19 protein-coding genes and 1 pseudogene are annotated in these 19,886 nt (G+C 49.5%); 12 read left to right on the top strand and 8 right to left on the bottom strand.

The annotated features are described in order from the left end of the window. From IQ219_RS04315 to IQ219_RS04335, 5 genes and pseudogenes are all read left to right on the top strand, one after another. Positions 1-249: pseudogene (locus IQ219_RS04315) on the top strand (RNA-binding protein); the annotation flags it as partial. Between the two features lie 222 nt (positions 250-471). Then, entirely contained in the window at positions 472-1,179 is a 708-nt protein-coding gene (gene rpiA, locus IQ219_RS04320) for a ribose-5-phosphate isomerase RpiA (RefSeq protein WP_194071841.1), read from the top strand. 55 nt (positions 1,180-1,234) lie between these two features. Beyond that, on the top strand, positions 1,235-1,786 hold the full coding sequence (locus IQ219_RS04325; protein WP_194071842.1) for a PD40 domain-containing protein: 552 nt from the start codon (positions 1,235-1,237) through the stop codon (positions 1,784-1,786). 57 nt (positions 1,787-1,843) lie between these two features. Continuing rightward, positions 1,844-2,212, top strand: coding sequence for a hypothetical protein (locus IQ219_RS04330; RefSeq protein ID WP_194071843.1), 369 nt, complete (start codon positions 1,844-1,846; stop codon positions 2,210-2,212). Beyond that, positions 2,200-3,861, top strand: coding sequence for a phospholipase D-like domain-containing protein (locus tag IQ219_RS04335; RefSeq protein ID WP_194071844.1), 1,662 nt, complete (start codon positions 2,200-2,202; stop codon positions 3,859-3,861). The genes IQ219_RS04330 and IQ219_RS04335 overlap by 13 nt, the downstream gene beginning before the upstream one ends. Before the next feature lie 94 nt (positions 3,862-3,955). On the opposite strand, the gene IQ219_RS04340 is transcribed toward IQ219_RS04335, so the two are convergent. Next, positions 3,956-5,215: a DUF4912 domain-containing protein gene (locus IQ219_RS04340; protein WP_194020504.1), complete on the bottom strand. Its 1,260-nt coding sequence runs from the start codon at positions 5,213-5,215 to the stop codon at positions 3,956-3,958. 655 nt (positions 5,216-5,870) lie between these two features. Between IQ219_RS04340 and egtC the strand changes: the two genes are divergently transcribed. Beyond that, positions 5,871-6,704, top strand: a complete 834-nt coding sequence (egtC, locus tag IQ219_RS04345; RefSeq protein WP_194020506.1) for an ergothioneine biosynthesis protein EgtC — start codon at positions 5,871-5,873, stop codon at positions 6,702-6,704. A gap of 1 nt (position 6,705) precedes the next feature. Here the strand turns inward: egtC and sigC are convergent, their stop codons facing one another. Continuing rightward, positions 6,706-7,920, bottom strand: a complete 1,215-nt coding sequence (sigC, locus tag IQ219_RS04350; RefSeq protein ID WP_194071845.1) for an RNA polymerase sigma factor SigC — start codon at positions 7,918-7,920, stop codon at positions 6,706-6,708. A gap of 265 nt (positions 7,921-8,185) precedes the next feature. Here sigC and IQ219_RS04355 point away from each other — a divergent pair, with 265 nt between their 5' ends. Both IQ219_RS04355 and IQ219_RS04360 read left to right on the top strand, forming a co-directional pair. Then, a complete protein-coding gene (locus IQ219_RS04355) occupies positions 8,186-8,395 on the top strand; it encodes a hypothetical protein (RefSeq protein WP_190596996.1) in 210 nt (69 codons plus the stop codon). A gap of 133 nt (positions 8,396-8,528) precedes the next feature. Then, positions 8,529-9,434, top strand: a complete 906-nt coding sequence (locus IQ219_RS04360; RefSeq protein WP_194020509.1) for a CoB--CoM heterodisulfide reductase iron-sulfur subunit B family protein — start codon at positions 8,529-8,531, stop codon at positions 9,432-9,434. Between the two features lie 120 nt (positions 9,435-9,554). On the opposite strand, the gene IQ219_RS04365 is transcribed toward IQ219_RS04360, so the two are convergent. From IQ219_RS04365 to IQ219_RS04385, 5 genes are all read right to left on the bottom strand, one after another. Next, positions 9,555-9,848 (bottom strand): YggT family protein, encoded by a 294-nt coding sequence (locus tag IQ219_RS04365; protein WP_190596999.1) that lies wholly within the window; start codon positions 9,846-9,848, stop codon positions 9,555-9,557. 194 nt (positions 9,849-10,042) lie between these two features. Beyond that, the gene (locus tag IQ219_RS04370; protein ID WP_194071846.1) at positions 10,043-10,822 is read right to left on the bottom strand and encodes a pentapeptide repeat-containing protein; all 780 of its coding nucleotides are present in this window, start codon (positions 10,820-10,822) and stop codon (positions 10,043-10,045) included. Positions 10,823-10,960: 138 nt separating this feature from the next. Then, the gene (locus tag IQ219_RS04375) at positions 10,961-11,137 is read right to left on the bottom strand and encodes an NAD(P)H dehydrogenase subunit NdhS (protein ID WP_194071847.1); all 177 of its coding nucleotides are present in this window, start codon (positions 11,135-11,137) and stop codon (positions 10,961-10,963) included. A gap of 96 nt (positions 11,138-11,233) precedes the next feature. Then, positions 11,234-13,213 carry an ABC transporter ATP-binding protein/permease gene (locus IQ219_RS04380; protein WP_194020512.1) on the bottom strand — a complete coding sequence of 660 codons (1,980 nt, stop codon included), beginning with the start codon at positions 13,211-13,213 and terminating at the stop codon, positions 11,234-11,236. 213 nt (positions 13,214-13,426) lie between these two features. Further along, positions 13,427-14,953 (bottom strand): efflux RND transporter periplasmic adaptor subunit, encoded by a 1,527-nt coding sequence (locus IQ219_RS04385; RefSeq protein ID WP_194071848.1) that lies wholly within the window; start codon positions 14,951-14,953, stop codon positions 13,427-13,429. Positions 14,954-15,191: 238 nt separating this feature from the next. Between IQ219_RS04385 and IQ219_RS04390 the strand changes: the two genes are divergently transcribed. Together IQ219_RS04390 and IQ219_RS04395 are read left to right on the top strand one after the other, a co-directional pair. Beyond that, positions 15,192-15,608, top strand: a complete 417-nt coding sequence (locus IQ219_RS04390) for a thioesterase family protein (RefSeq protein ID WP_194071849.1) — start codon at positions 15,192-15,194, stop codon at positions 15,606-15,608. A 104-nt stretch (positions 15,609-15,712) separates the two neighbouring features. After that, the gene (locus tag IQ219_RS04395; RefSeq protein WP_194071850.1) at positions 15,713-15,916 is read left to right on the top strand and encodes a hypothetical protein; all 204 of its coding nucleotides are present in this window, start codon (positions 15,713-15,715) and stop codon (positions 15,914-15,916) included. 134 nt (positions 15,917-16,050) lie between these two features. Here the strand turns inward: IQ219_RS04395 and gltX are convergent, their stop codons facing one another. Then, the gene (gene gltX / locus IQ219_RS04400) at positions 16,051-17,502 is read right to left on the bottom strand and encodes a glutamate--tRNA ligase (protein ID WP_194071851.1); all 1,452 of its coding nucleotides are present in this window, start codon (positions 17,500-17,502) and stop codon (positions 16,051-16,053) included. Between the two features lie 159 nt (positions 17,503-17,661). Here gltX and IQ219_RS04405 point away from each other — a divergent pair, with 159 nt between their 5' ends. After that, positions 17,662-19,287: an AAA family ATPase gene (locus tag IQ219_RS04405; RefSeq protein WP_194071852.1), complete on the top strand. Its 1,626-nt coding sequence runs from the start codon at positions 17,662-17,664 to the stop codon at positions 19,285-19,287. A gap of 69 nt (positions 19,288-19,356) precedes the next feature. Further along, a partial coding sequence (locus tag IQ219_RS04410) for a peptidylprolyl isomerase (RefSeq protein WP_194071853.1) occupies positions 19,357-19,886 on the top strand: 530 nt, incomplete at its 3' end.

Below are 19,886 nucleotides of genomic sequence, written 5' to 3' on the forward strand. Positions count from 1 at the left end.
TTTATGGACAGCCCTTTAAAAATCGAAAAGGCTAACCCCCGCTCCAAGGATGACGAAGAAGGAGGCAGTGAAACTCCGGCGGCCAGTGGGGAAAAAACCAAGCAACCCCGCACCGATAAAAAACGGAGTAATAAAAAAGCGGCAGGGGCCAGTGCCAATACTAGCACCGCTTCTGAAGGTTTCCAGCCCGACCCCCGCTGGGCAGACCAGTTGGCCCAACTGAAGGAAAAATTGACGGCGGCCCAGTAGGCCCACGTTTCTTTCCTGGCCAGAACCATTTTGAGGATTTTGGCACCGTACAAATTTCGGCGATCGCCGGACAGTTTTCCCTTGGCTAGGGCTGATCAAAAAAACCATAGAGTTTCAATAAAGCCTGGGTAATGGGGGGAGTAGGATTTTGCCCCACGTTTAGGTTAATGACCCAATTTAATTAAAAAATTTAAAAGACAAAATAACGGAGGTTAAATTTTTATGGCTGAGCTAGATGCGGCCAACTTGATGAAACAAGCAGTGGGTAAAGCCGCCGCTGACCGGGTTAAGTCCAACACCATTGTCGGTTTGGGCACCGGTTCCACCACCGCCTATGCCCTAGAATTCATTGGCGATCGCCTCAAAAAAGGAGAATTGGAAAATGTAGTGGGCATTCCCACCTCCTTTCAGGCGGAAGTGTTGGCCCGTAAATACGGCATTCCCCTGACGACGTTGGATGTGGTTGACCGCATTGACATTGCCATCGACGGAGCGGATGAAGTTGACCCCCAGAAAAATTTGATTAAAGGGGGAGGGGCCGCCCACACGAGGGAAAAAATTGTTGATGCCCTGGCGGAAACTTTTCTAGTAGTGGTGGACAGTGGCAAGTTGGTGGACAAATTAGGTTCCACTTTTTTACTGCCGGTGGAAGTGATTCCCATGGCCCTGACTCCTGTAATGCGGGCTTTAGCCAAACTAGGTGGCAAACCAGAACTACGCATGGGGGTGAAAAAAGCTGGCCCCGTGGTCACCGACCAGGGCAACCTAGTTATTGACGTTAAATTTGATGCCATTGCCGACCCAGCGGAATTGGAAAAAACCATTAACAATCTCCCCGGCGTGTTGGAAAACGGGCTGTTTGTGGGAGTAGCGGACGTAATTTTAGTAGGGGAAATTATTGACGGTCAACCCACGGTGCGGGAATTTTAGTTCCCTCTCAACTGCATCTTATTAACTAGGGTCGAGGTGGGAAAATAGAAGGGATATGGATACCCCGCCTCCCCGACTTTACTGCCAAACACTCGCTAAATTGCTCAAGCGGTCTTTGACTTGGGCAGGTTTACTGTTTTTACTGGCCGGCTGTGGCTATCCCCGTTACCTGAGTCTTTCCTTTGACCGCAGTGGCCGGGGTGTTAACAGTGCCTCCGAGGAAATTTTTCCCCAGGTGACCTATCCTTTTCTGGTGTTTGCCTCTGACCGCAATGGCTCCCAGGGCATTTATCTGTACAATCTCCAAACCAATCGTCTGGAAACCCTACCCCGCCTTAATGCCCTCGACCAGGTGGCCAGTCATCCCAGCATTACCGAAGACGGACGCTACATTGTCTTTGCCCTCAGTCGCCAGGGAAAAACTGATATTGTGCTCTACGATCGCCAAACGGAGCAGAAGCGTAATTTAACTGCGGATTTGGCCGCCGACACGAGGAACCCGGTCATCAATGCCAACGGCGATCGCATTGCCTTTGAAGTGGCCCAGGACGGCCAGTGGGACATTATGGTGATGGATACCCAGGGCCAAATTATCGCCACCCCTTAAAAAAGTTGCAGGGTTTCCAGACCAGGGGGATTAAAATATGGAGAAAACAGTAAAACAATGAAACCTATTTCCTTTCCCCTCTGGCTGGCTTTACTTTTAAGCTTTGTCCCTGTCATGGCAGTTAGGGCATCATCTCCCCTCCATGCCCAACAGGTAGAAGTAGAAACAGAATTACCTGCTGTTGCCACCATCACCGATCTGATTAATGGCGATTTGGCTTGCTATGTGGACTTGGTGGATGGTCAAGGTAATCCATACCAGGGACTGTACGCCACCTTTGAAGTTTGTGAACAGGCTGCCCTAATCGGCCAAACGGTCAAATTAATCTATCAGCCAGCATCCTTTAACGATTGTGACAGTAACGAACCCTGTGGCAAAAGTAAGACCGAGTTGGCGATCGTCCAGATTGAACCATGGGAAAACTAAACCGAGGCTGGAAACAAAACCCCATTGTCATTTTGGTTGCCCTGGCCCTACTAGTGGCGATCGCCATTATTGGCATTGGAAAAGTTGATCCATCGGGGTTAGGACAATCCCTGGCCCGGCCAGACCCCTTACCCCAAGAACAGAACATCAAGGTTTATTTCAATCTCAACAATGCCAAGGGAGCTGATTTCATTGACCCTGACCGCAACTTTAAACGCCAGGGGGACAATTTTGAGCAAATAATCCTAGATCAAATTAATGGAGCCCAGTCCACCATTGACCTAGCGATACAGGAATTACGCTTACCCCGCATTGCCCAGGCATTGGTCAGGAAACAAGCCGCCGGGGTTAGGGTGAGATTGGTGCTAGAAAATATCTATAACCAAACCATCCAAGAAGCAGTAGAAGCGGAAAAAGATCCCTTCCGTTACCGTGGCCCCCTAGCCTATTTAGATCAAAATCAAGACGGCCGCATTAGTCCTGAAGAAAGTGCAGAACGAGATGCCATTGAGATTCTCCGCACCCAAAAAATTCCCCTCATTGACGACACAGAGGATGGCAGTAAAGGATCGGGGTTAATGCACCATAAATTTGTAGTGCTGGATAATAAAACCGTCATTGTTACCTCTGCCAACTTTACCCCCAGCGATCAGTATGGCGACTATGATGACCACTTCACCAGGGGCAATGCTAACAACTTATTGGTGATTCAATCCCCCGCGGTGGCCCATCTTTTCACAGAAGAGTTTAACCTGCTTTGGGGAGACGGTCCTGGAGAAAAAAAAGATAGTCTATTTGGTATCAATAAGCCAAGCAGACCAGCTAAAGCGTTAAAAGTGGGGGAGACCACGGTAACGGTAAAATTTTCTCCCGATCGCCGAACGGTACCTTTTGCCGAAACAAGCAATGGTTTAATTGCCCAATACCTAAATCAGGCCCAGCAAAAAATCCAGTTAGCCTTGTTTGTTTTTAGTGAACAAGCATTATCCGATGTAATCAACCAAAGATTTCAAGCGGGCACTGAAATTAAAGCCCTAATTGACCGGGGATTTGCCTTTCGTTACTACAGTGAAGGCCTGGATTTATTGGGGGTAAAACTATTAGAAGACTGCCTAGAACAACCCGGTAATCGTCCCTGGGCCTTACCAACAGAATTTGTCGGTACACCAGCCCTGCCAAGGGGAGATAAATTACACCATAAGTTTGCTTTAGTCGATGATGACACAGTGATCACCGGTTCTCACAATTGGTCCCCCGCCGCTAACCACAGCAACGATGAAACGGTATTGGTTTTGCAGAATGCCCAAATAGGGGCTCATTACCAAAGGGAATTAGAACGACTCTATGCCATCACAGAGTATGGTTTACCCCCCACAATACAAGCCCGCATTGATCGCCAAGAACAGGAGTGCGCCAATCCCCAACCTAGCCCTCAGCCCCTGGCCAAAGCAACTCCCAATCGTTTGGTAAATTTGAACCGAGGCAGTCAAGCAGAATTGGAAAGTTTACCTGGCATTGGTCCCAGCACCGCTGCAAAAATTATCACCACCAGGAAGCAAAAGCCATTCACCTCCCTGGAAGATTTAGGACGAGTCAAGGGCATTGGTCCCAGCAAGATTGAAGGTTTGCAGGGAAAAGTCACCTGGTAAAAAATTCCCGACCAAGGAAACGGCAATGACTCAGATCCTTTGGCCGGGGAATTTATAATTCAAACAACGAAAAACTAATGGGAATTAAGGGAGTCTAGCTAAACCATTCCGGCACAGCTTCTTCTTTGGTGTTGGTGTTACGGGAAGGAGTCTCCCGAGTGAACTTCATATGCACATTGCGGGTTTGTTCCCCATCCACCGCCACTGCCATGATGGGATAGTCAATCAAGCCATCTTGGAAGGACATTTGGAAACGGAAGGTGCCGTCTTCATTGAGTTTAATCGGACGGCCACCAATGGTAACCGTCGCATCGGGTTCCGTGGCACCGTAAACAATCAGCTCAGCATCGGCCACTAACCAGAATTGCCGGGGACGGATTGGGGCTTCCGAGGCCATAAATTCGCTACTGGAAAGACCATAACCCATGCCAATGCCGGACATATTTAAACCAGAAACATTGGGGGCTGCCCACAGGCCCGCTCCGGAGGGAAACACATAGGAGCTTAATGTTTGCTCGTGGGTAACGGAACCGGGGACGTGCTGCATAGAGCCGTAGAGGGAACCCGCCATCCGCAGGGCTTCAGCACCCTGGGCCATGTCAAACACTTGGTCATATACTGCAGTGGAAACTCCCACAGAACGCTTGCTGGGGGGCACCAATTGGTAAATGGTTTTGCCTTGGAGGTCTTCGTCCCAGTTGACGGTGACAAACACATCTTCTACCCAGTCGGAGGGATAAACGGGGGGAATGCGAATGGGGGTGGAACGGGCCAGGGTGAGCCAGCGACCATCAAAGGTGCGATAGCCAATGTCTAGGGCATAATCGCGATCACTGACAGGGATGGGCAAATACCATTCCCGGGCCAATTCATCACAGAGATATTCCTGGACGCTGTGGGGGCTTGCGGTCTGCCAATCCAGGTCGGTCACATCGTAGAGCCGCAGGGCCAACTGTTGCCCCCCCTGACTACGGAGAGCATCCTTATGTTCTTTGGGGATATCCCAATAGGCGTAGGCCCACTGAGGATCCCTGGGCATGAGGGTAATGCGGCTTTCACCGTAACCACCGGGCAAATCTCCCAAAACTTCATCGACGGCGGTGAGGGGGGCGCCAAATTTATCATCTTGACCAAGTTCAAATTTAGAAGCTTCCACAGCTTGTTCCTCCTGGGGACGGTTAACGGATTTGACAGAAAAGGGAGCAGGGGCAGGTTTGTTGAGAGCCTTTTCCACCTCTGCTAGTAGCTGGGATTTACGCATCCGACTGTACCGGGAAATATTGCATTCACTGGCAACTCGGCGTAATTGTCGCAGCGTCATGTCTTCGAGGGAGGGTCGGTCTTCTTTAGCCATAACAATTACTTTGGGTTTATGGGACAGTCCATACTATGGGTTTCCACAATCAGCCCGTGGAAAGAGGACAGGGTTAGTTACTTCCAATGGTGGACACAGGGGGAGCAAAGGTGAATGTTGTTGAAGTTGCTGGCTTTTGGCCAAGGCGATCGCCGGAGGAATGCCCACGGGGATCACAAGCTTCACCTTTTGTAACATAGGGCGGCGGCGGAACGTCAAGGGGATCAAGGCTTTAAAATGGACTGCTACTACGGATTTCCAGGCATTAAGCCAAATCTTGTGTCATCACTTCCTGACTTGTCTTGTGAAGTTTTGTCTGATTCGGCTCCACAAATCCTGGAGTGGAACCACAAAAGTCAAATTTTCCTGACAATCACCCAAGGCATTATGACAATCCCTTAACTGTCACAGTATCCATGGGGGTAGAGGGTGAGGGGGTTATTATCTAGAGGTGTGTGAGGAGTAAGTTGAAGCCCCCGGAGTCGAAACAAGGAAAGACGCCCAGGGGCTTTTTCTTGCCGATTTTTGCCCTGAAAGATTTTTCAAGCTGGTCTATGCTCTCCGTAAAAGTTCGGGATGGGCAGCCACTCTCCTTTGGTTCCCCCCGTCGGTAGGGATGATTTCAGCGGGCCGCCAAGATTATTAAAAATTTTTTATGTGTCGTCTTTTAGGGTATCTGGGACAACCACTGCGACCAGAGCAACTGATTTATCGCCCAGAACATTCCCTGATTGTCCAGAGCTATCAACCCCAGGAAATGACAGCGGGGCTGTTGAATGCCGATGGTTTTGGCTTGGGGTGGTTTGACCAGGGGCATCAACCCAGTCCCTATCTCTACAAAAATGTCCTGCCCATTTGGAGTGACATTAATCTTCCCCACCTGAGTCGGTATATCCAGTCCAGTTGTTTTGTGAGTTATGTCCGCAGTGCAACGCCCCCTTTGGCAGTGGATTTGACCAATTGTCAGCCCTTTACGGAGGAGGGGCTGTTATTTGTCCATAATGGATTTATCAATAATTTTCGGACTACTCTCTACCGTCCCCTACGGAATTTATTGAGCGATGCCAGTTATCAGTTCATCCATGGCACCACCGACTCGGAACATATTTTTGCCCTCATTCTGGACAATCTCCGGCGGTCAAGGCAGGCTTCCCAGGGTGATGGCGATGGGGCAAAAAAGACTAGCTTGGGGGAGGCGTTAGAAGCAAGTTTGTTAACGTTGGCAGAGTTGGCTCGACAACATAACACTTATTTTTCCGCCAATATTCTTCTGGCCGATGGTCAGCGCATTGTGGCCTGTCGTTATGCCAGTCGTCAACCGGAACCGAGTTTATATTGGCTGGCTGATAGTGAGCGCTGTCCGGGGGGAGTGATTATTGCCTCGGAACCCCTATTTACTGACCCCCAATGGCAGGCCTGTCCACCCCAAAGTATTTTGGCGATTAACAGCCCAGAGGCGATCGCCGTTAAAGTTCTAGCAGATCAGTGACCTAACCCAAATTTTCGTAATAGTCCCGGATGCGGTCCCGGCGGCGGGGATGGCGTAACTTTTGCAGAGCCTTGGCTTCAATCTGTCGTACTCTTTCCCTTGATAAATTCAAAATGCGGCCAATTTCCGAGAGGGAGTGGGCCACACCGTCTTGAAAACCAAACCGCAGGGCAATCACTTCCTGTTCCCTGGGGGTCAAATCTAGCAAAATTTCCTGCATATCACTCTGGAGAGCCTCCCGCATCAACTCATCCTCCGGTGACTGGGTGTCGGTTTCCAGTAAATCCATCAGCTCCGTGTCTTTATCCTGGCCAACTTTTAGCTCCAGGGAAACGGAACGGGGCACTTGGGTCAGCACTTCCCGTACCTGCTCCGGGGTCATACCCAGTTCTTTCGCCACTTCATCGATTTTGGGGGTGTGGCCCTTTTCTTGGGAAATTTTTCTTTGGGCCCGTTTGATTTTGTTTAACTTCTCGGTGATATGCACCGGTAAACGAATCATACGACTCTGGGTGGCGATCGCCCTGGTGATGCCTTGGCGAATCCACCAGTAGGAATAGGTGCTAAAACGGTAACCCTTGGTGGGATCAAATTTTTCCACCGCCCGCTCCAACCCCAGGGTGCCTTCTTGGATCAGGTCTAAAAGCTCCAAGCCCCGATTTTGATATTTCTTCGCAACGGAAACCACTAGCCTTAAATTAGCTTTGATCATGTGAGCTTTGGCTGTAATACCCTGCTTTTCAACTTTGTCCAATTCTTCCACCGTCAACCCCGCTAACTCGGCCCATCGTTGTTTGCCTGTTTGGAGGGTTTGCTTGAGAACCGCTACGGTTTGCCCGAGGGTTTTGGCCCAACGTTCATAGGAAGGACGATGCCCCAATTGGGCTAAAAGTTGATCATGGATGGCGATCGCCGTTTGGTATTGCTCCATGGCGGGCTCAGATTCTGCGGCCTGATTTTGGATTTCCACTAGGCGGAGATAGCTTTGCACCTGCTGGGCCACATGCACCTCTTCATCCCGCTTTAACAGGGGAATGCGACCAATATCCTGGAGGTAAAGGCGCACTAAATCAGTGCTAAATTGCTGACGGTGGGCGACAGCAGTGTATTCCAAGTCCGGCAAATCTACCATTAAATCCTCTTCCTCCGGCGGCGACATAGCTTCCAAATCTCGTACATTAGTCGGTGGCGGCTCATCGTTGCTCGGTTTAGTCATGGAGGTCCGGGGGTGACTGGGACTCGATGTTAAGTCAAGGGTAACATTCTTTAATTGTTTAATTTTTTGTCCGCACCGGCCCAGTAAACTAGTCCGATGGCAATTCGGGTTTTCCTGGACAACATGTTTTTATATCCACGTTACTCCATTGTAAACCTTTCGAAAAAGCTATGATCGACAGCCTGATACCCTATCTGAAAATTCAAGCCCCCGACGGCAGGAGGAACGGTTTAATCTCATCAAAACCCGCTATACCATTGGTCGTTTGTCTCAGTGCAATGATATTGTTTTGCCGGAGGAGGATGGCATCATTACCTCAATTTGGGGGCCGGATGATTTTGCTTCCCACGAACAAGACCTAGACCGCTTGGCCATGGAAATTTGTAAAATCTTTGGCCAAATCCCTACTGGCGAACAATGGTTAAAAACGTTGCTGGGGGCTGGTTATCTACTCCAAATTGATACAGAAAGCTAAATTGGCATGGTGGACTGGGCCAGAAATTGAGCAAATTAGGGGCATTGTTGGGGGTAATGGGCACCACCGGTTTTTGTTCCCAGGCCAAAAGCCCACGATATACTGCCTAGAGAGAACACTTCCTGTCGCCGCCATGACTACCGCCCTTGAATATGCTTACTTTCCCGGTTGCGTTGCCCAGGGGGCCTGTGGGGAACTGCACCTGGCCACCACCGCCCTGAGCAAAGCTTTGGGTATTAAATTAGTGGAACTAAAAAAAGCTTCCTGTTGTGGTTCCGGCACCTTTAAAGAAGATTCCCAACTGTTGGAAGATAGCGTTAATGCCCGCAATATCGCCTTGGCGGAACAGTTGAAGTTGCCTTTATTAACCCATTGCAGTACCTGTCAGGGGGTAATTGCCCATGTGGACGAACGACTAAAAAAAGCCCAAAAAGATGATCCTGCCTATGTGGAGCAAATCAACGATTATTTAAAAAAAGAAAGCTGTGCTCCCTATCGAGGTTCCAGTCGGGTGACCCATTTACTCTGGGCTTTGGTGCAAGATTTTGGACTAGAAACCCTGGCTCAGCGGGTTAAGCAGAAGTTATCTGGCCTCAACTGTGCTTCTTTCTATGGCTGTTACCTGCTCCGGGCCCAGGAAAATTTACCGGAAGCCAATCCTTTTGATCCCCAATCCCTGGAAAAAGTCTTTACTACCCTAGGGGCTAATCCCATTTACTACGAAGGTCGCACCCAATGCTGTGGTTGGCCCATTTCCAGTTATGCTACGCCCCAATCTTTTCAGTTGGCAGGTCGACATTTGCAAACGGCGATCGCCGCTGGGGCCGATTGTTTAGTTACCCCTTGTCCCCTATGCCATCTACAACTAGATTCCCGTCAACCGGAAATCAGCAAAGTGTTGGGGCAAGCATTAAATTTGCCGGTGTTACATCTGCCCCAATTGGTGGGTTTGGCCTTAGAAATTAATCCCAAGGATCTAGGACTTGACCGCCATGTGGTTTCCACTGGACCAGTGTTGGCTAAGCTTGGTCTCGCCTAATTGATCAAGAATTGAGCCAATTCCGAGTCAGTTTGAGACAGATAAAGGGGCTTTTCAAGTACGCCCTTCAGATAGCGTAACCGCTATAAGTAAATGGGAGGCAACCTAGCTCTTTTGTGTTTATTGCAACCGACTGGCCATGGTGATCAGCCCCTGCTGGCCAATGAGGATTTCCCGCAAAAAAGTACAGATGAAAACCCAAAGGATAGGAGCTAGGTCAACGCCACCGATGGGGGGAACAAGTTTACGCAGGGGGATCAACAATGGTTCCGTGGGTAGGGCAATGAGTTTCCAGGGCAATCTGGTTAGCTCCACCTGGGGATACCAAGTGAGAATAATCCGAAAAATAAACAACACCGTCATCAGTGCCAGCAGAATTCCTAAGCCCTGGCCGGCGATCGCCGCATAATTCATATTTGTTCTGTGCCACAACTAGGCCGAGATTTTGACGAAAAGGTCTGATTTGATTGTAGGCAAATTGGCGATCAATCTTCAAATGGGGTTTTAGAGCAGCAACAATCTTGCCGCGGTTATGATCTGCCCATTGGCCCCTATTTCTCTGGTTTTTTCCTGGGTCGGCGATCGTGGCTAATTGCAGTTTGGCCTCCCTAGAGGCCCACCAAGGGCAGTAAATACTTAAACGCCATGGAAGCTACCCCCCGCACGATGGCATCCAACTGGGGATTGCCCGCTCCTTGGCGCCGGGCTTCCTGCATACTGGCCAAATCTTCTAAAAATTGCTCTGAAGTTTTAACCCCCACCTCATCCTGGTTTTCCTCAAACAATAACTGGGCGTATTCCACATTTTGTTTGGCGGAAGCTTCATTGCCAATTTTCAGTAGGGTCAAACCCCGCCCTAAATATCCCGGAGCAAATTCCGGATCTAGAGCCAAGGCTCGATCATAGTGTTTGAGGGCGGATTGATAGTTGCCCTTACTGGTTTCCAACAGGCCCCAGCCATAAAAAAGTTGGGGAGTGCCGGCCGTATTGGGAACAGCTTGGGCCCCCTGCATATAGGCGGTTTCCAAGTTAGTGTTGATAAATGTCGCCCGGTCAAAATAAGCTTCACGGAAATCTGTGCCGTCGGTAATCGCCCCGTTTAAATTTGCCCCTGACAGGTTCGCCCCGTTCAAAGAGGCAGAAGTTAAATTCGCACCGGAAAGATTAGCTCCCGTCAGATCGGCCCCCGATAGGTTTGCCCCCGACAGATCCGCCCCCGTCAAATCCGCCCGGGTAAGGTTAACCATCACCAGGCCGGCTCCCCGCAAATCACAGAGAGGGCATTTTTTGGTGGACAGTAATTGGGTCAGATCTTCAAAATTGGCTCCGTGGGCGGCGCCAGCAAAGGTGGTTAGGCCCAGGGCCACAAGAAAGGGACGAATCTTCATGGGTTAACGCCGAGGGAACTTCACTGTAAAATTGCTCTCCATTCTAGCCAAATATATGGACAGCCCCCACCCCAATCCCCGCAACGAAGACATCGATGGGTTAGGCCAGGGCGGAGCGGGTAGCAAAATGCAAAATGCCTAGATCGGTTTGACCGTCTTCAGTTCCGAGAGCCGAAAAGTCACTAATTTGTCCCAGTTACCATTTTCAAATAGGACTGCCGCTTTACCGTCACTGACCCGTTGGACTAAGCCTTCAAAGCGATAGTAAGTATCATCAACATTGGTGACCCGCACCGTTGAACCGGGAAAAATCATAATGGCTACCTGATTTTGGATTGGACAATTCTAGCAAAGGAGACGGTTTTCTTTCGTCCCCAGACCCATGGTTAAATTCGATTGCTAACCATTAATTTATTTTTGGATGGAGCTTAACTGCCACCTTCCTTCCGCCTGCACTTCCAGGCATTGGCGGTGAAAATTTCGCAGGGTAGGCCGATGCCCCACGCTGATGAAAGTGGTGCCCAAATCTGTCAGAGCATGGTACAAATCTGCCTCGTTATCTACGTCCAGGGCGCTGGTGGCTTCATCGAGGATGGCATAGCGGGGTTGGTTGATGAAAACTCGGGCTAGGGCAATGCGTTGTTGTTCCCCCAGGGAAAGGACGCTAGACCAATTTTCTAGACTGTCTAAACCGCCAAAACGCTCGGCTAAATCCGATAGGTTGACCCTTTTTAAAGTTCCCAACAGAAAATCGTCATCCGCGATGGATTGGGAACTAGGATAAATTAGTTGTTCCCGCAGGGTGCCCAGAATCATATAGGGCCGTTGGGGTAAAAATAATAAATCTGCCAACTCAGGCCGTTCAATGATGCCTTGACCGCTGTCCCATAGGCCGGCGATCGCCCGGAGGAGGGAACTTTTGCCACTGCCGCTGGGGCCCATGATCAGTAAATGGTTGCCAGTGTCCACGGCTAGAGATAAATCCCGCACTAAAACCCGGGAAGAATGGGGAGGAGAAAGGGTGACGTTATCCAGGCTGACGGTGGGGCCAAGGTGGGTGGTAATGTGGTCAACCATGGCATTAGAGGAGCTTTCTCTGTCATTGCCAGGGCCATTGAGGGCATCGTAAAATTCCCCTAAACGGTTAATACTGGCGGCAAATTCAGTAATATTTTGAATCTGGTTAGTGACCAAAGATAGGGCAGAAAGCACCATGCCAAAGGCCAAACTAGCCTGGGCGATCGCCCCGAAATCTAAGTCTCCCGCTAGGTAAAGAGGAGCAATAATGATATAGGGAATTAACCGGGTGAAATAATTATAGCCCAGTTGAAATAGGCTGATCAGGGCCTGCCAAATAATTAAGAGATTAAAATTTCTAATTGCCCCCAGCAAACGTTCAGTAACCTGTTTCCGTTCTAACCTTTCCCCCCGGTAGAAAGCAATGGATTCAGCGTTGTCCCGCACCCGCACCAAACCGTAACGAAAATTGGCTTCCAACCGCAATTGTTCATAGTTAATACGAATTAACCTGGTGCCAATGGCGATCGCCGCCACCGTGCCGAAGGTCGCATAGCCAATGAGCCCCCACATCAAGGTTTGGGAAATGCTATAAAGTATGGCGGTGAAGGAAATTAGGGTGAGAATGGAATCAAGAATATCCAGTAAAAAATCCAGGGTAACCCCGGTAAAGGATTGAATATCTTGGGTTATCCTTTGGTCTGGATTGTCAATTAATGTATAGGCAGAATTGGAATCTAGGCGATAGTAGGAGCGCCCCTTAAAGTAACGACCCAGAAAATGTTCTGTGAGCCATTCCCGCCAGAGCACTCCCAACTTTTGCCGTAGGTAACGGTAGGCAACAATGATGGGAATAGCCACCACAATGACAATGCCATAGATCCAGAGAAATTGCCAAAACACTTCCCCATCTTTGCCATTTAAAGCTGTATCAATGAAGCGAAAAACGAAACTTAAAATAACATTTAAGCCGTTGACAATAAATAGCAACGATAGCAGTATGCCCAACAATAGCCACTGGAGCCACCGTTGTTGTAACTTTTGTCGCTGGCTGACAAACACTGCCCCCGCTATGGCTAAGGCTCCTAAACCAATCCAGGGCGCCGGAGAATTGATCAGACTTTGCACCCCATCCACCAAACCCTTACCGGATTTAGCAAAAAAATCGGGAAAAATCGCCGTGGCCCAGAGCGTCAACCCCATGGATAAAAATAGGGTTAAAGCCACCACTACCACCATGAGGGCCAGGATCAGAATCAGAAAAACCCGAGTTTGCTTTTGCCCGACGGGATAAAAATAGGGCTGGGCTGTTTCAACAAAGCGGTGCCACAGTTGGCGGTCAAACTGAAAACGCTTGGCTTGGGCTTGGGTCATGGAAATTTGGTCAATAGCAAAAGGGTTCAACGGCAGCAGATGTTTCCCCGCCCCATGGATTCAACAATTAATGGCAACCATGGCAATCGAGGCCACTGACCATCTTACAGTTCCCCACTGGGCACTTCCCAACAGTTTGTCGTCAATTACCAACGGCGTTATCACCGGAGAAGGATGGAATTTGGCTTTAGCTCCAATACCAACGGAGCACGACTAGGAAGAGGATTGCTGTTTCTGTTTGTCGCCGGCCCCAGCACCACTGCCGCCGTTATTGGAAGGGGTAGCCGCACTAGCGGGTTCAATGGCCATGCCATCCCGCAACTCCAAAATTCTTGATACCGCCACCCGTTCACCGGCCTTAACGCCAGAAATAACTTGGTAGGATTGCCCCTGGATGCCGCCTAAAACCACCGGGGTTTGTCTCGCTACCAATTCCGTACCGCTGTTGCCTTCTTTGCTGTCGCCCTGGGCATTTTTCGGTTGGGCAACAAAAATAAACTGCTGGGCACCGATGGAAGTAACCGCTGTGGTGGGGATCAAAAAGCCAGGCTGGCGGTCCCAAATAATTCTGACCCGGACATACTGGTTATTGCGGAGGTTGCCGTCATTTTTGAAAATCACCTTGGCGAGGATGGACTGGTCACTGCGGTTAGCAGTCGGAGAAATAAAACTGATGCGCCCCACTTCCCCTGCTTGGCCATCGCTGCGGACAATTTCCACAGGCAAGCCGATGCGTAGATCGTTGTATCGCTCCACTGGTACGTTAATATCCAGTTCAAATTCTGTGTTGTTGGTGATGGTGGTGAAGCTCTGTCCAGTGCGGACAAAATCACCAATTTGCAACGGTAAGTTACCCACCACACCACTAACAGGGGCCAAAACCCGGTTGTAGATCAGTTCCTGGGAAGTGGCACCAAGTTGGCCCTGGGCCTGTTCGATCGCCCCTTTTTGGGAGCTGACGGTGGCTCGGGAAGCGTTCACCCTTTGCACAGCGGCTTGGTAATTGTCCTTAGCCTGTTGCACAGCGGATCTTGAGGCGGAGACACTGGACTGGTTAGCCTGAACGGTAGCTTTGGCGGCTTGGACTGTTTTTTGCGCGGCCTCGGTGTTGGCCTTGGCATCTTCCAACTGGGTGGTGCGATTGTCCAAATCCTGTTGCGGTTGTACACCTGTTTCCACGAGGAATTGAGACCGTTTAAAGTTAATTTGGGCCAAATTCAGATTAGCTTGGGCTCGTTTTAAATCCGCTTCTCTGGTTTTTAACACCTCCTGGGAATTGGCTAAATCGGCGATCGCCCGGGCGAGGTTAGCTTCCTGGGTGGTGACAAAGGATTGGGCCGCATCCCTTTCCGATTCGGAGGTGCGGAGGTTGGCCTCACTAACTTGGAAATTAGACCGCTGGATGTTGAGATTACCGACGGCGGCGTTGACGTTTTCCTGTTGCTGGGTGGGTTCCAACAGCAAAATCGGATCTCCCTCGTTTACCTGCTGACCCCATTGGGCATAGATCCTTAAAATGCGGCCGTCGATTTTGGGTGCTAGCTCAACAAACTTGGTCGCCACTAAGTTACCGACAAATTCATTGCTGTCAGTCACAGAACTGGTTTCTAGGGTCTGCAACTGTACCGGAATGGCTTTGGGCGCACTGGCCCCTGGCTTATCCCCCCCACAGGCGGTGTTGAGCAGGGCGAGGGCCACCATTGAGCCGAACACAGGGAACTGGGAGCGTTTTTTAACCATGGAAATTTAAAAGCCGAAAAACGACGCAATGGGAATAGTAACTTAGTTAAACGAACCGGCCGAGAAAAGCCGGTAAGAACGGTCAGTTAAGGTTATTCTATCCACTAATTCAGGGATTGATTAGCGCACAATTCTTAATATTTCTGGCAATTGTTGCTAGCTTCCGAGTGGATTAGACTGCGGACTCAGGAAGGCAGTTCCAAAATTTTCAGGTTAGTGCACCTTAATTGACTAAACTATGGCGACCTTCACCTATGAACGACGGGTTTACCTAGGGGATACCGATGGGGCCGGGGTGGTTTATTTTAATCAATTTCTACAGATGTGCCACGAAGCCTATGAAAGTTGGCTGATGGCGGAGAATTTACCTTTACAAAAAGTGATTAGTGCCGGGGATTTGGCCATGCCCTTGGTCCACGCAAACGTTGATTTTGTCTCCCCTGCCTACTGTGGCGATCGCCTGGTGGTGACCCTGACCGTTACCCTGGCTAGTCCCCATCGTTTTTGCTGTGATTATCAGATCAGCCAGGCAGAATCGTTGCAATTGGTGGTCCGGGCCCAAACCCACCACGTCTGCATTGCCTTACCAGCAAGGAAAAAAGCGCCATTACCTCCCAGTTGGCAAAGGGCGATCGGTGACCTAGATCACCATTGAGGGGTGACTGTGGTCATTGTCAAACCAGATGGAAATATTAGACTTGGATTTGGTGAGACTTTGCCTGGCGATCGCCTACATTGCCTACGCTTTGAGCAGTATCCGTGAAAATCTCTTCCCAACCGTTGCGACCTTCCCCTTACACGGCCTACCGGGACCCTGATACGGGACAATGGCGCGTTGCTACACAGAATCGGGAAGAACAAGGGGAATCAAAGGGACAAAAGGACGAATTCTTCGGTGGCGAGGTTGAGAACAGGAACAATGACCAACAACAGGGGCTGAAGGAATATTTGGTCAAATTTTAATTTGCCTCCCCCAGCTTCCCAGTAAATCGGCACGAAATTAGTCGGTCTGCCCTCTGTCCCCTTGACCTCCTTGACTGAAGCTAAGATTTAGGGAAAGTCTCCTCCGGTTTGTCCCAGTAGAGCCTGCCTCAGGTTTACCCCTGGGCGATCGCCTGGGTGAGTCGAGGGGTGGCCCAGCCCTTTTGGTGTAGCAATAGCCACGATTGCAGTAAATCTGGCCCCTGTACAGTGCCCATGAGCCCAGCCCGCAAGGATTTCATTACCACGCCTTTTTTTAGACCTAGTTCCTTGGTCAAACGATTAATCTCCCCTTTTGCTTCATCCAAGGTTAACTCCGGGGTGCTTTGACTAAAGGCCAGGGCTGCTTCCAAAACGGCTTTAGCTCCTTCCACAGACAACTGTTTCGCCCCATCTTCCTGGAGGTCTAGGCGATCGCCAAACAATAATTTACTTTCGGCCACCGCATCGGTGAGTCTGGTCAAGCTGGGGGCAATTAGGCCGGCCAAACTTGCCAACCAAGCACCATCTTTTTCCAGATCAATTGCATAGCCAGCTCCTTGCCACTGGGGAATGAGGAGAGGAACTAATTCTGCTGTTGGTAGGCTATGAAGATATTGACTATTGATCCAATCTAATTTTTGCCAGTCAAACTTAGCTCCGGCTTTATTGACCCGTTCTAAACTGAACTGCTCCGCCGCTTCTGCCAAAGTAAAAATCTCCTGGGTCGAATCCGGGGGAGTCCAGCCCAGTAAGCACATATAGTTGGCGATCGCCTGGGGCAGAAAACCCATGGCCCGGAAATCATCGATGGAAGTTACCCCATCCCGTTTGGACAATTTTTTGCCTTCCTGGTTCAAAATTAACGGCGTATGGGCAAAGGTGGGTACAGCACTGCCTAGGGCCTCGTAGAGCAAAATTTGCTTAGCAGTATTGGCAATGTGGTCTTCCCCCCGGATCACGTGGGTAATGGCCATGTCAATGTCGTCTACCACCACCGCCAGGTTATACAGGGGTTGGCCAAAGCCATCCTCAGCTTTTTCCGGTGTCCGGGCAATGACCATATCTCCCCCCAGATCACTGCCCTGCCAAACCATCTGTCCCCGGATTTGATCCTGCCAAACAATCTGGCGATCGTCGTCAATACGAAAACGAATCACCGCCTGGCGACCTTCTGCGAGAAAAGCCGCTTCCTGTTCTGGGCTTAAATTACGGTGGCGATTATCGTAACGGGGAGCTTGGTTATTGGCCTTTTGGGCTTCCCGCATCTGCTCCAATTCTTCACTGGTGCAATAGCAACGGTAGGCCAACCCCCGATCAAGTAACTGCTGGATTGCTTGGCGGTAATGATCTAACCGTTGGGTTTGGAAAAAAGGCCCCTCATCCCAATTTAGACCCAACCATTGCAGTCCCGACTGAATATTTTCCGTGTATTCCGGCTTGGAGCGCTCCAAATCCGTATCCTCCACCCGCAGAATGAAAGTGCCTCCGGTGTGGCGGGCAAACAACCAATTAAAAACGGCGGTGCGGGCAGTCCCAATGTGGAGATTGCCGGTGGGACTGGGGGCAATGCGGACACGGACAGTCACAGGTTTTCCTCGTTGCAATAATTTTCTGGGCGGTTATTCATCGTACCCCAAAGCTTTGCATCCATTGATAGTGGTGATAGTTGCGGGAGTTCAGCCCCATGGTCAATATGCTTTGGTGATGGGACTAATATGGGGGAGGGAATTAACTTACCGTTACCCATGAATAGCATTTCTGAGCCACTGGATTTGTCCGCCCAAGACCTCTTTCTTAGTTTGTTGCACACCCTGCAGCGGGCTAGTTTTTATCCCCACCCTGTCCGGGAACCGATTCAGTGTTTACAAACCCATTGTTCGGTGGTGTTTTTAACGGGGAAATATGCCTACAAGTTAAAAAAGCCGGTTGATTTAGGTTTTTTAGACTATTCCACTGCCGCAAAGCGCAAACATTTTTTAGAAGAAGAGTTACGTTTAAATTCCCCCGTGGCACCGGATATTTACCAGGAAGTTTTAGCAGTTGAGTTAAAAGATAACCAATGGCAATGGCAGGAGAAAAAAGAGTCTACTGGCGGCAACTCTCAGTCGAAGGATTATCTGCTAAAAATGACCCAATTTCCCCAGGATTGTCTGCTCTTATCCTTGTTTGAACAGGGGAAGTTATCCAGCCAAGACATTATTGCCCTGGCCAAAAGAGTGGCGGAATTTCACCAGGACACGGTAACCAATGCCGAAATTACTAGTTTTGGCGATCCAGAGGTGATTTGGCAGTCTGTATCAGCTAATTTTTCGGCGACGGAAAAATATTTAGGCGTTGCCCAGGAACCCGATCAATACCAACAAATTCGCCAATTTAGCGAGGATTTTTACCAAACCCAGGACCAAATTTTTCGACAGAGGCAGGCCATGGGCAAAATCCGTGAATGCCATGGTGATTTGCATTTGAGAAATTTATGTCAGTGGCGGGGCAAGATCCAATTATTTGATCGCATTGAGTTTAACCAACCCTTTCGTTTTGTGGACGTAATGTATGACATTGCCTTTACGGTGATGGACCTCCAAGCCAAGGGCAGAATTGACTGGGCCTATTTATTTTTAAATATTTATTTGGAGCAAACGGGAGATTGGCACGGCTTGCAGGTGTTACCTTTTTATCTCTGCCGCCAAGCCTATGTGCGGGCAAAGGTAACCTCTTTTTTATTAGATGATGCCAATTTAACTCAAGTAGAAAAGGAGCAAGCTCTAGGGACAGCTAAAGATTATTACCACTTGGCATGGCAGTATAGCCAGCAGGGACAACAAATAAGGAGAGAAATAGTTTTAATGGCTGGGTTATCAGGGTCAGGGAAAAGCACCGTTGCCCAGCAACTTGGTCAACTTTTACCCGCTGTTCATATCCGCTCCGATGCAGTGCGTAAACATATAGGAGGAGTAAACCTAGACAAGCCGGGGAAAGCTAATTTGTACAGCAAGGCCATGACAGAAAAGGTTTATCAGCAATTGCTGGATTTAGCTATTCTAGTGATCAACTCCGGTTTTAGTGTTATCCTCGATGCCAAATTTGACCAGGTGCAATGGCGATCGCCAATTATCGAATTTGCGTTACGGGAACAGCTTGCTTTTACCATTATCAATTGCGATGCTCCCATAGAAGTTTTAACAAAACGTCTGCAGACCCGCCGGGGAGATATTTCCGATGCCAATGAGACATTGTTACTGCTCCAGACCCTCGATTGGGAAGATTTCACCGAATCGGAAGAACCTTGGGTTTTTTACCTCGATACCTCTACCGTGGAAGAAAACTATTTACCAGAGGAACTTTTACGGATATTTCTCCCCCCCTCTGATTGATGTTTAGGTCAGCTTGGGCTAGGGTTATGGAGCAATGAAGCTATATTGTGCGTTAGGAGTTGGCTAATTATGTCGGTGGTGTTGACGGTCGGCGATCGCCAGGTGAGGGAGGACGAAATGTATTCCCTGCTGGTAGAGTATCAACTATTACCCCATTTAGCCCGGGAAATTTTACTTGATCAGGCAGTGGCCCACATCCAACTGACCCCGGAAGAACAACAGGAAAATTTAGGGCTTTTTTATCAACAGACCCAGATTACCAACGAAGAACAAAGACAGGCCTGGTTGAAACAATCCGGCATGACCCTGGAGCAACTGGAAGCTTCGATTTTACGGACCGCCCGTTTGGAAAAATTTAAACATCAAACCTGGGACGACCAACTGGAAGGGCATTTTCTCAACAGCAAAGATAAATTAGACCAGGTCATCTATTCCCTGATCCGCAGTCGAGATTCGGGAATTATTCAAGAACTCTATTTTCGCATTCAGGAAGGGGAGGGAGATTTTAGTGCCCTAGCTCGGCAGTATTCCGAGGGGCCAGAGGCCCAAAATGGCGGCTTGATCGGCCCCGTTGAGCTCAATGTGCCCCACCCCCAAAT

This window comes from Synechocystis sp. LEGE 06083 (genome assembly GCF_015207725.1).
GTDB classification, from domain to species: domain Bacteria; phylum Cyanobacteriota; class Cyanobacteriia; order Cyanobacteriales; family Microcystaceae; genus Synechocystis; species Synechocystis salina.

Excerpts from the sequence above, each read along its gene's own strand:
- rpiA (WP_194071841.1), top strand. The coding sequence starts at position 472 with ATGGCTGAGCTAGATGCGGCCAACTTGATGAAACAAGCAGTGGGTAAA.
- IQ219_RS04325 (WP_194071842.1), top strand. The coding sequence starts at position 1,235 with ATGGATACCCCGCCTCCCCGACTTTACTGCCAAACACTCGCTAAATTG.
- IQ219_RS04330 (WP_194071843.1), top strand. The coding sequence starts at position 1,844 with ATGAAACCTATTTCCTTTCCCCTCTGGCTGGCTTTACTTTTAAGCTTT.
- IQ219_RS04335 (WP_194071844.1), top strand. The coding sequence starts at position 2,200 with ATGGGAAAACTAAACCGAGGCTGGAAACAAAACCCCATTGTCATTTTG.
- IQ219_RS04340 (WP_194020504.1), bottom strand. The coding sequence starts at position 5,215 with ATGGCTAAAGAAGACCGACCCTCCCTCGAAGACATGACGCTGCGACAA.
- egtC (WP_194020506.1), top strand. The coding sequence starts at position 5,871 with ATGTGTCGTCTTTTAGGGTATCTGGGACAACCACTGCGACCAGAGCAA.
- sigC (WP_194071845.1), bottom strand. The coding sequence starts at position 7,920 with ATGACTAAACCGAGCAACGATGAGCCGCCACCGACTAATGTACGAGAT.
- IQ219_RS04360 (WP_194020509.1), top strand. The coding sequence starts at position 8,529 with ATGACTACCGCCCTTGAATATGCTTACTTTCCCGGTTGCGTTGCCCAG.
- IQ219_RS04365 (WP_190596999.1), bottom strand. The coding sequence starts at position 9,848 with ATGAATTATGCGGCGATCGCCGGCCAGGGCTTAGGAATTCTGCTGGCA.
- IQ219_RS04370 (WP_194071846.1), bottom strand. The coding sequence starts at position 10,822 with ATGAAGATTCGTCCCTTTCTTGTGGCCCTGGGCCTAACCACCTTTGCT.
- IQ219_RS04375 (WP_194071847.1), bottom strand. The coding sequence starts at position 11,137 with ATGATTTTTCCCGGTTCAACGGTGCGGGTCACCAATGTTGATGATACT.
- IQ219_RS04380 (WP_194020512.1), bottom strand. The coding sequence starts at position 13,213 with ATGACCCAAGCCCAAGCCAAGCGTTTTCAGTTTGACCGCCAACTGTGG.
- IQ219_RS04385 (WP_194071848.1), bottom strand. The coding sequence starts at position 14,953 with ATGGTTAAAAAACGCTCCCAGTTCCCTGTGTTCGGCTCAATGGTGGCC.
- IQ219_RS04390 (WP_194071849.1), top strand. The coding sequence starts at position 15,192 with ATGGCGACCTTCACCTATGAACGACGGGTTTACCTAGGGGATACCGAT.
- IQ219_RS04405 (WP_194071852.1), top strand. The coding sequence starts at position 17,662 with ATGAATAGCATTTCTGAGCCACTGGATTTGTCCGCCCAAGACCTCTTT.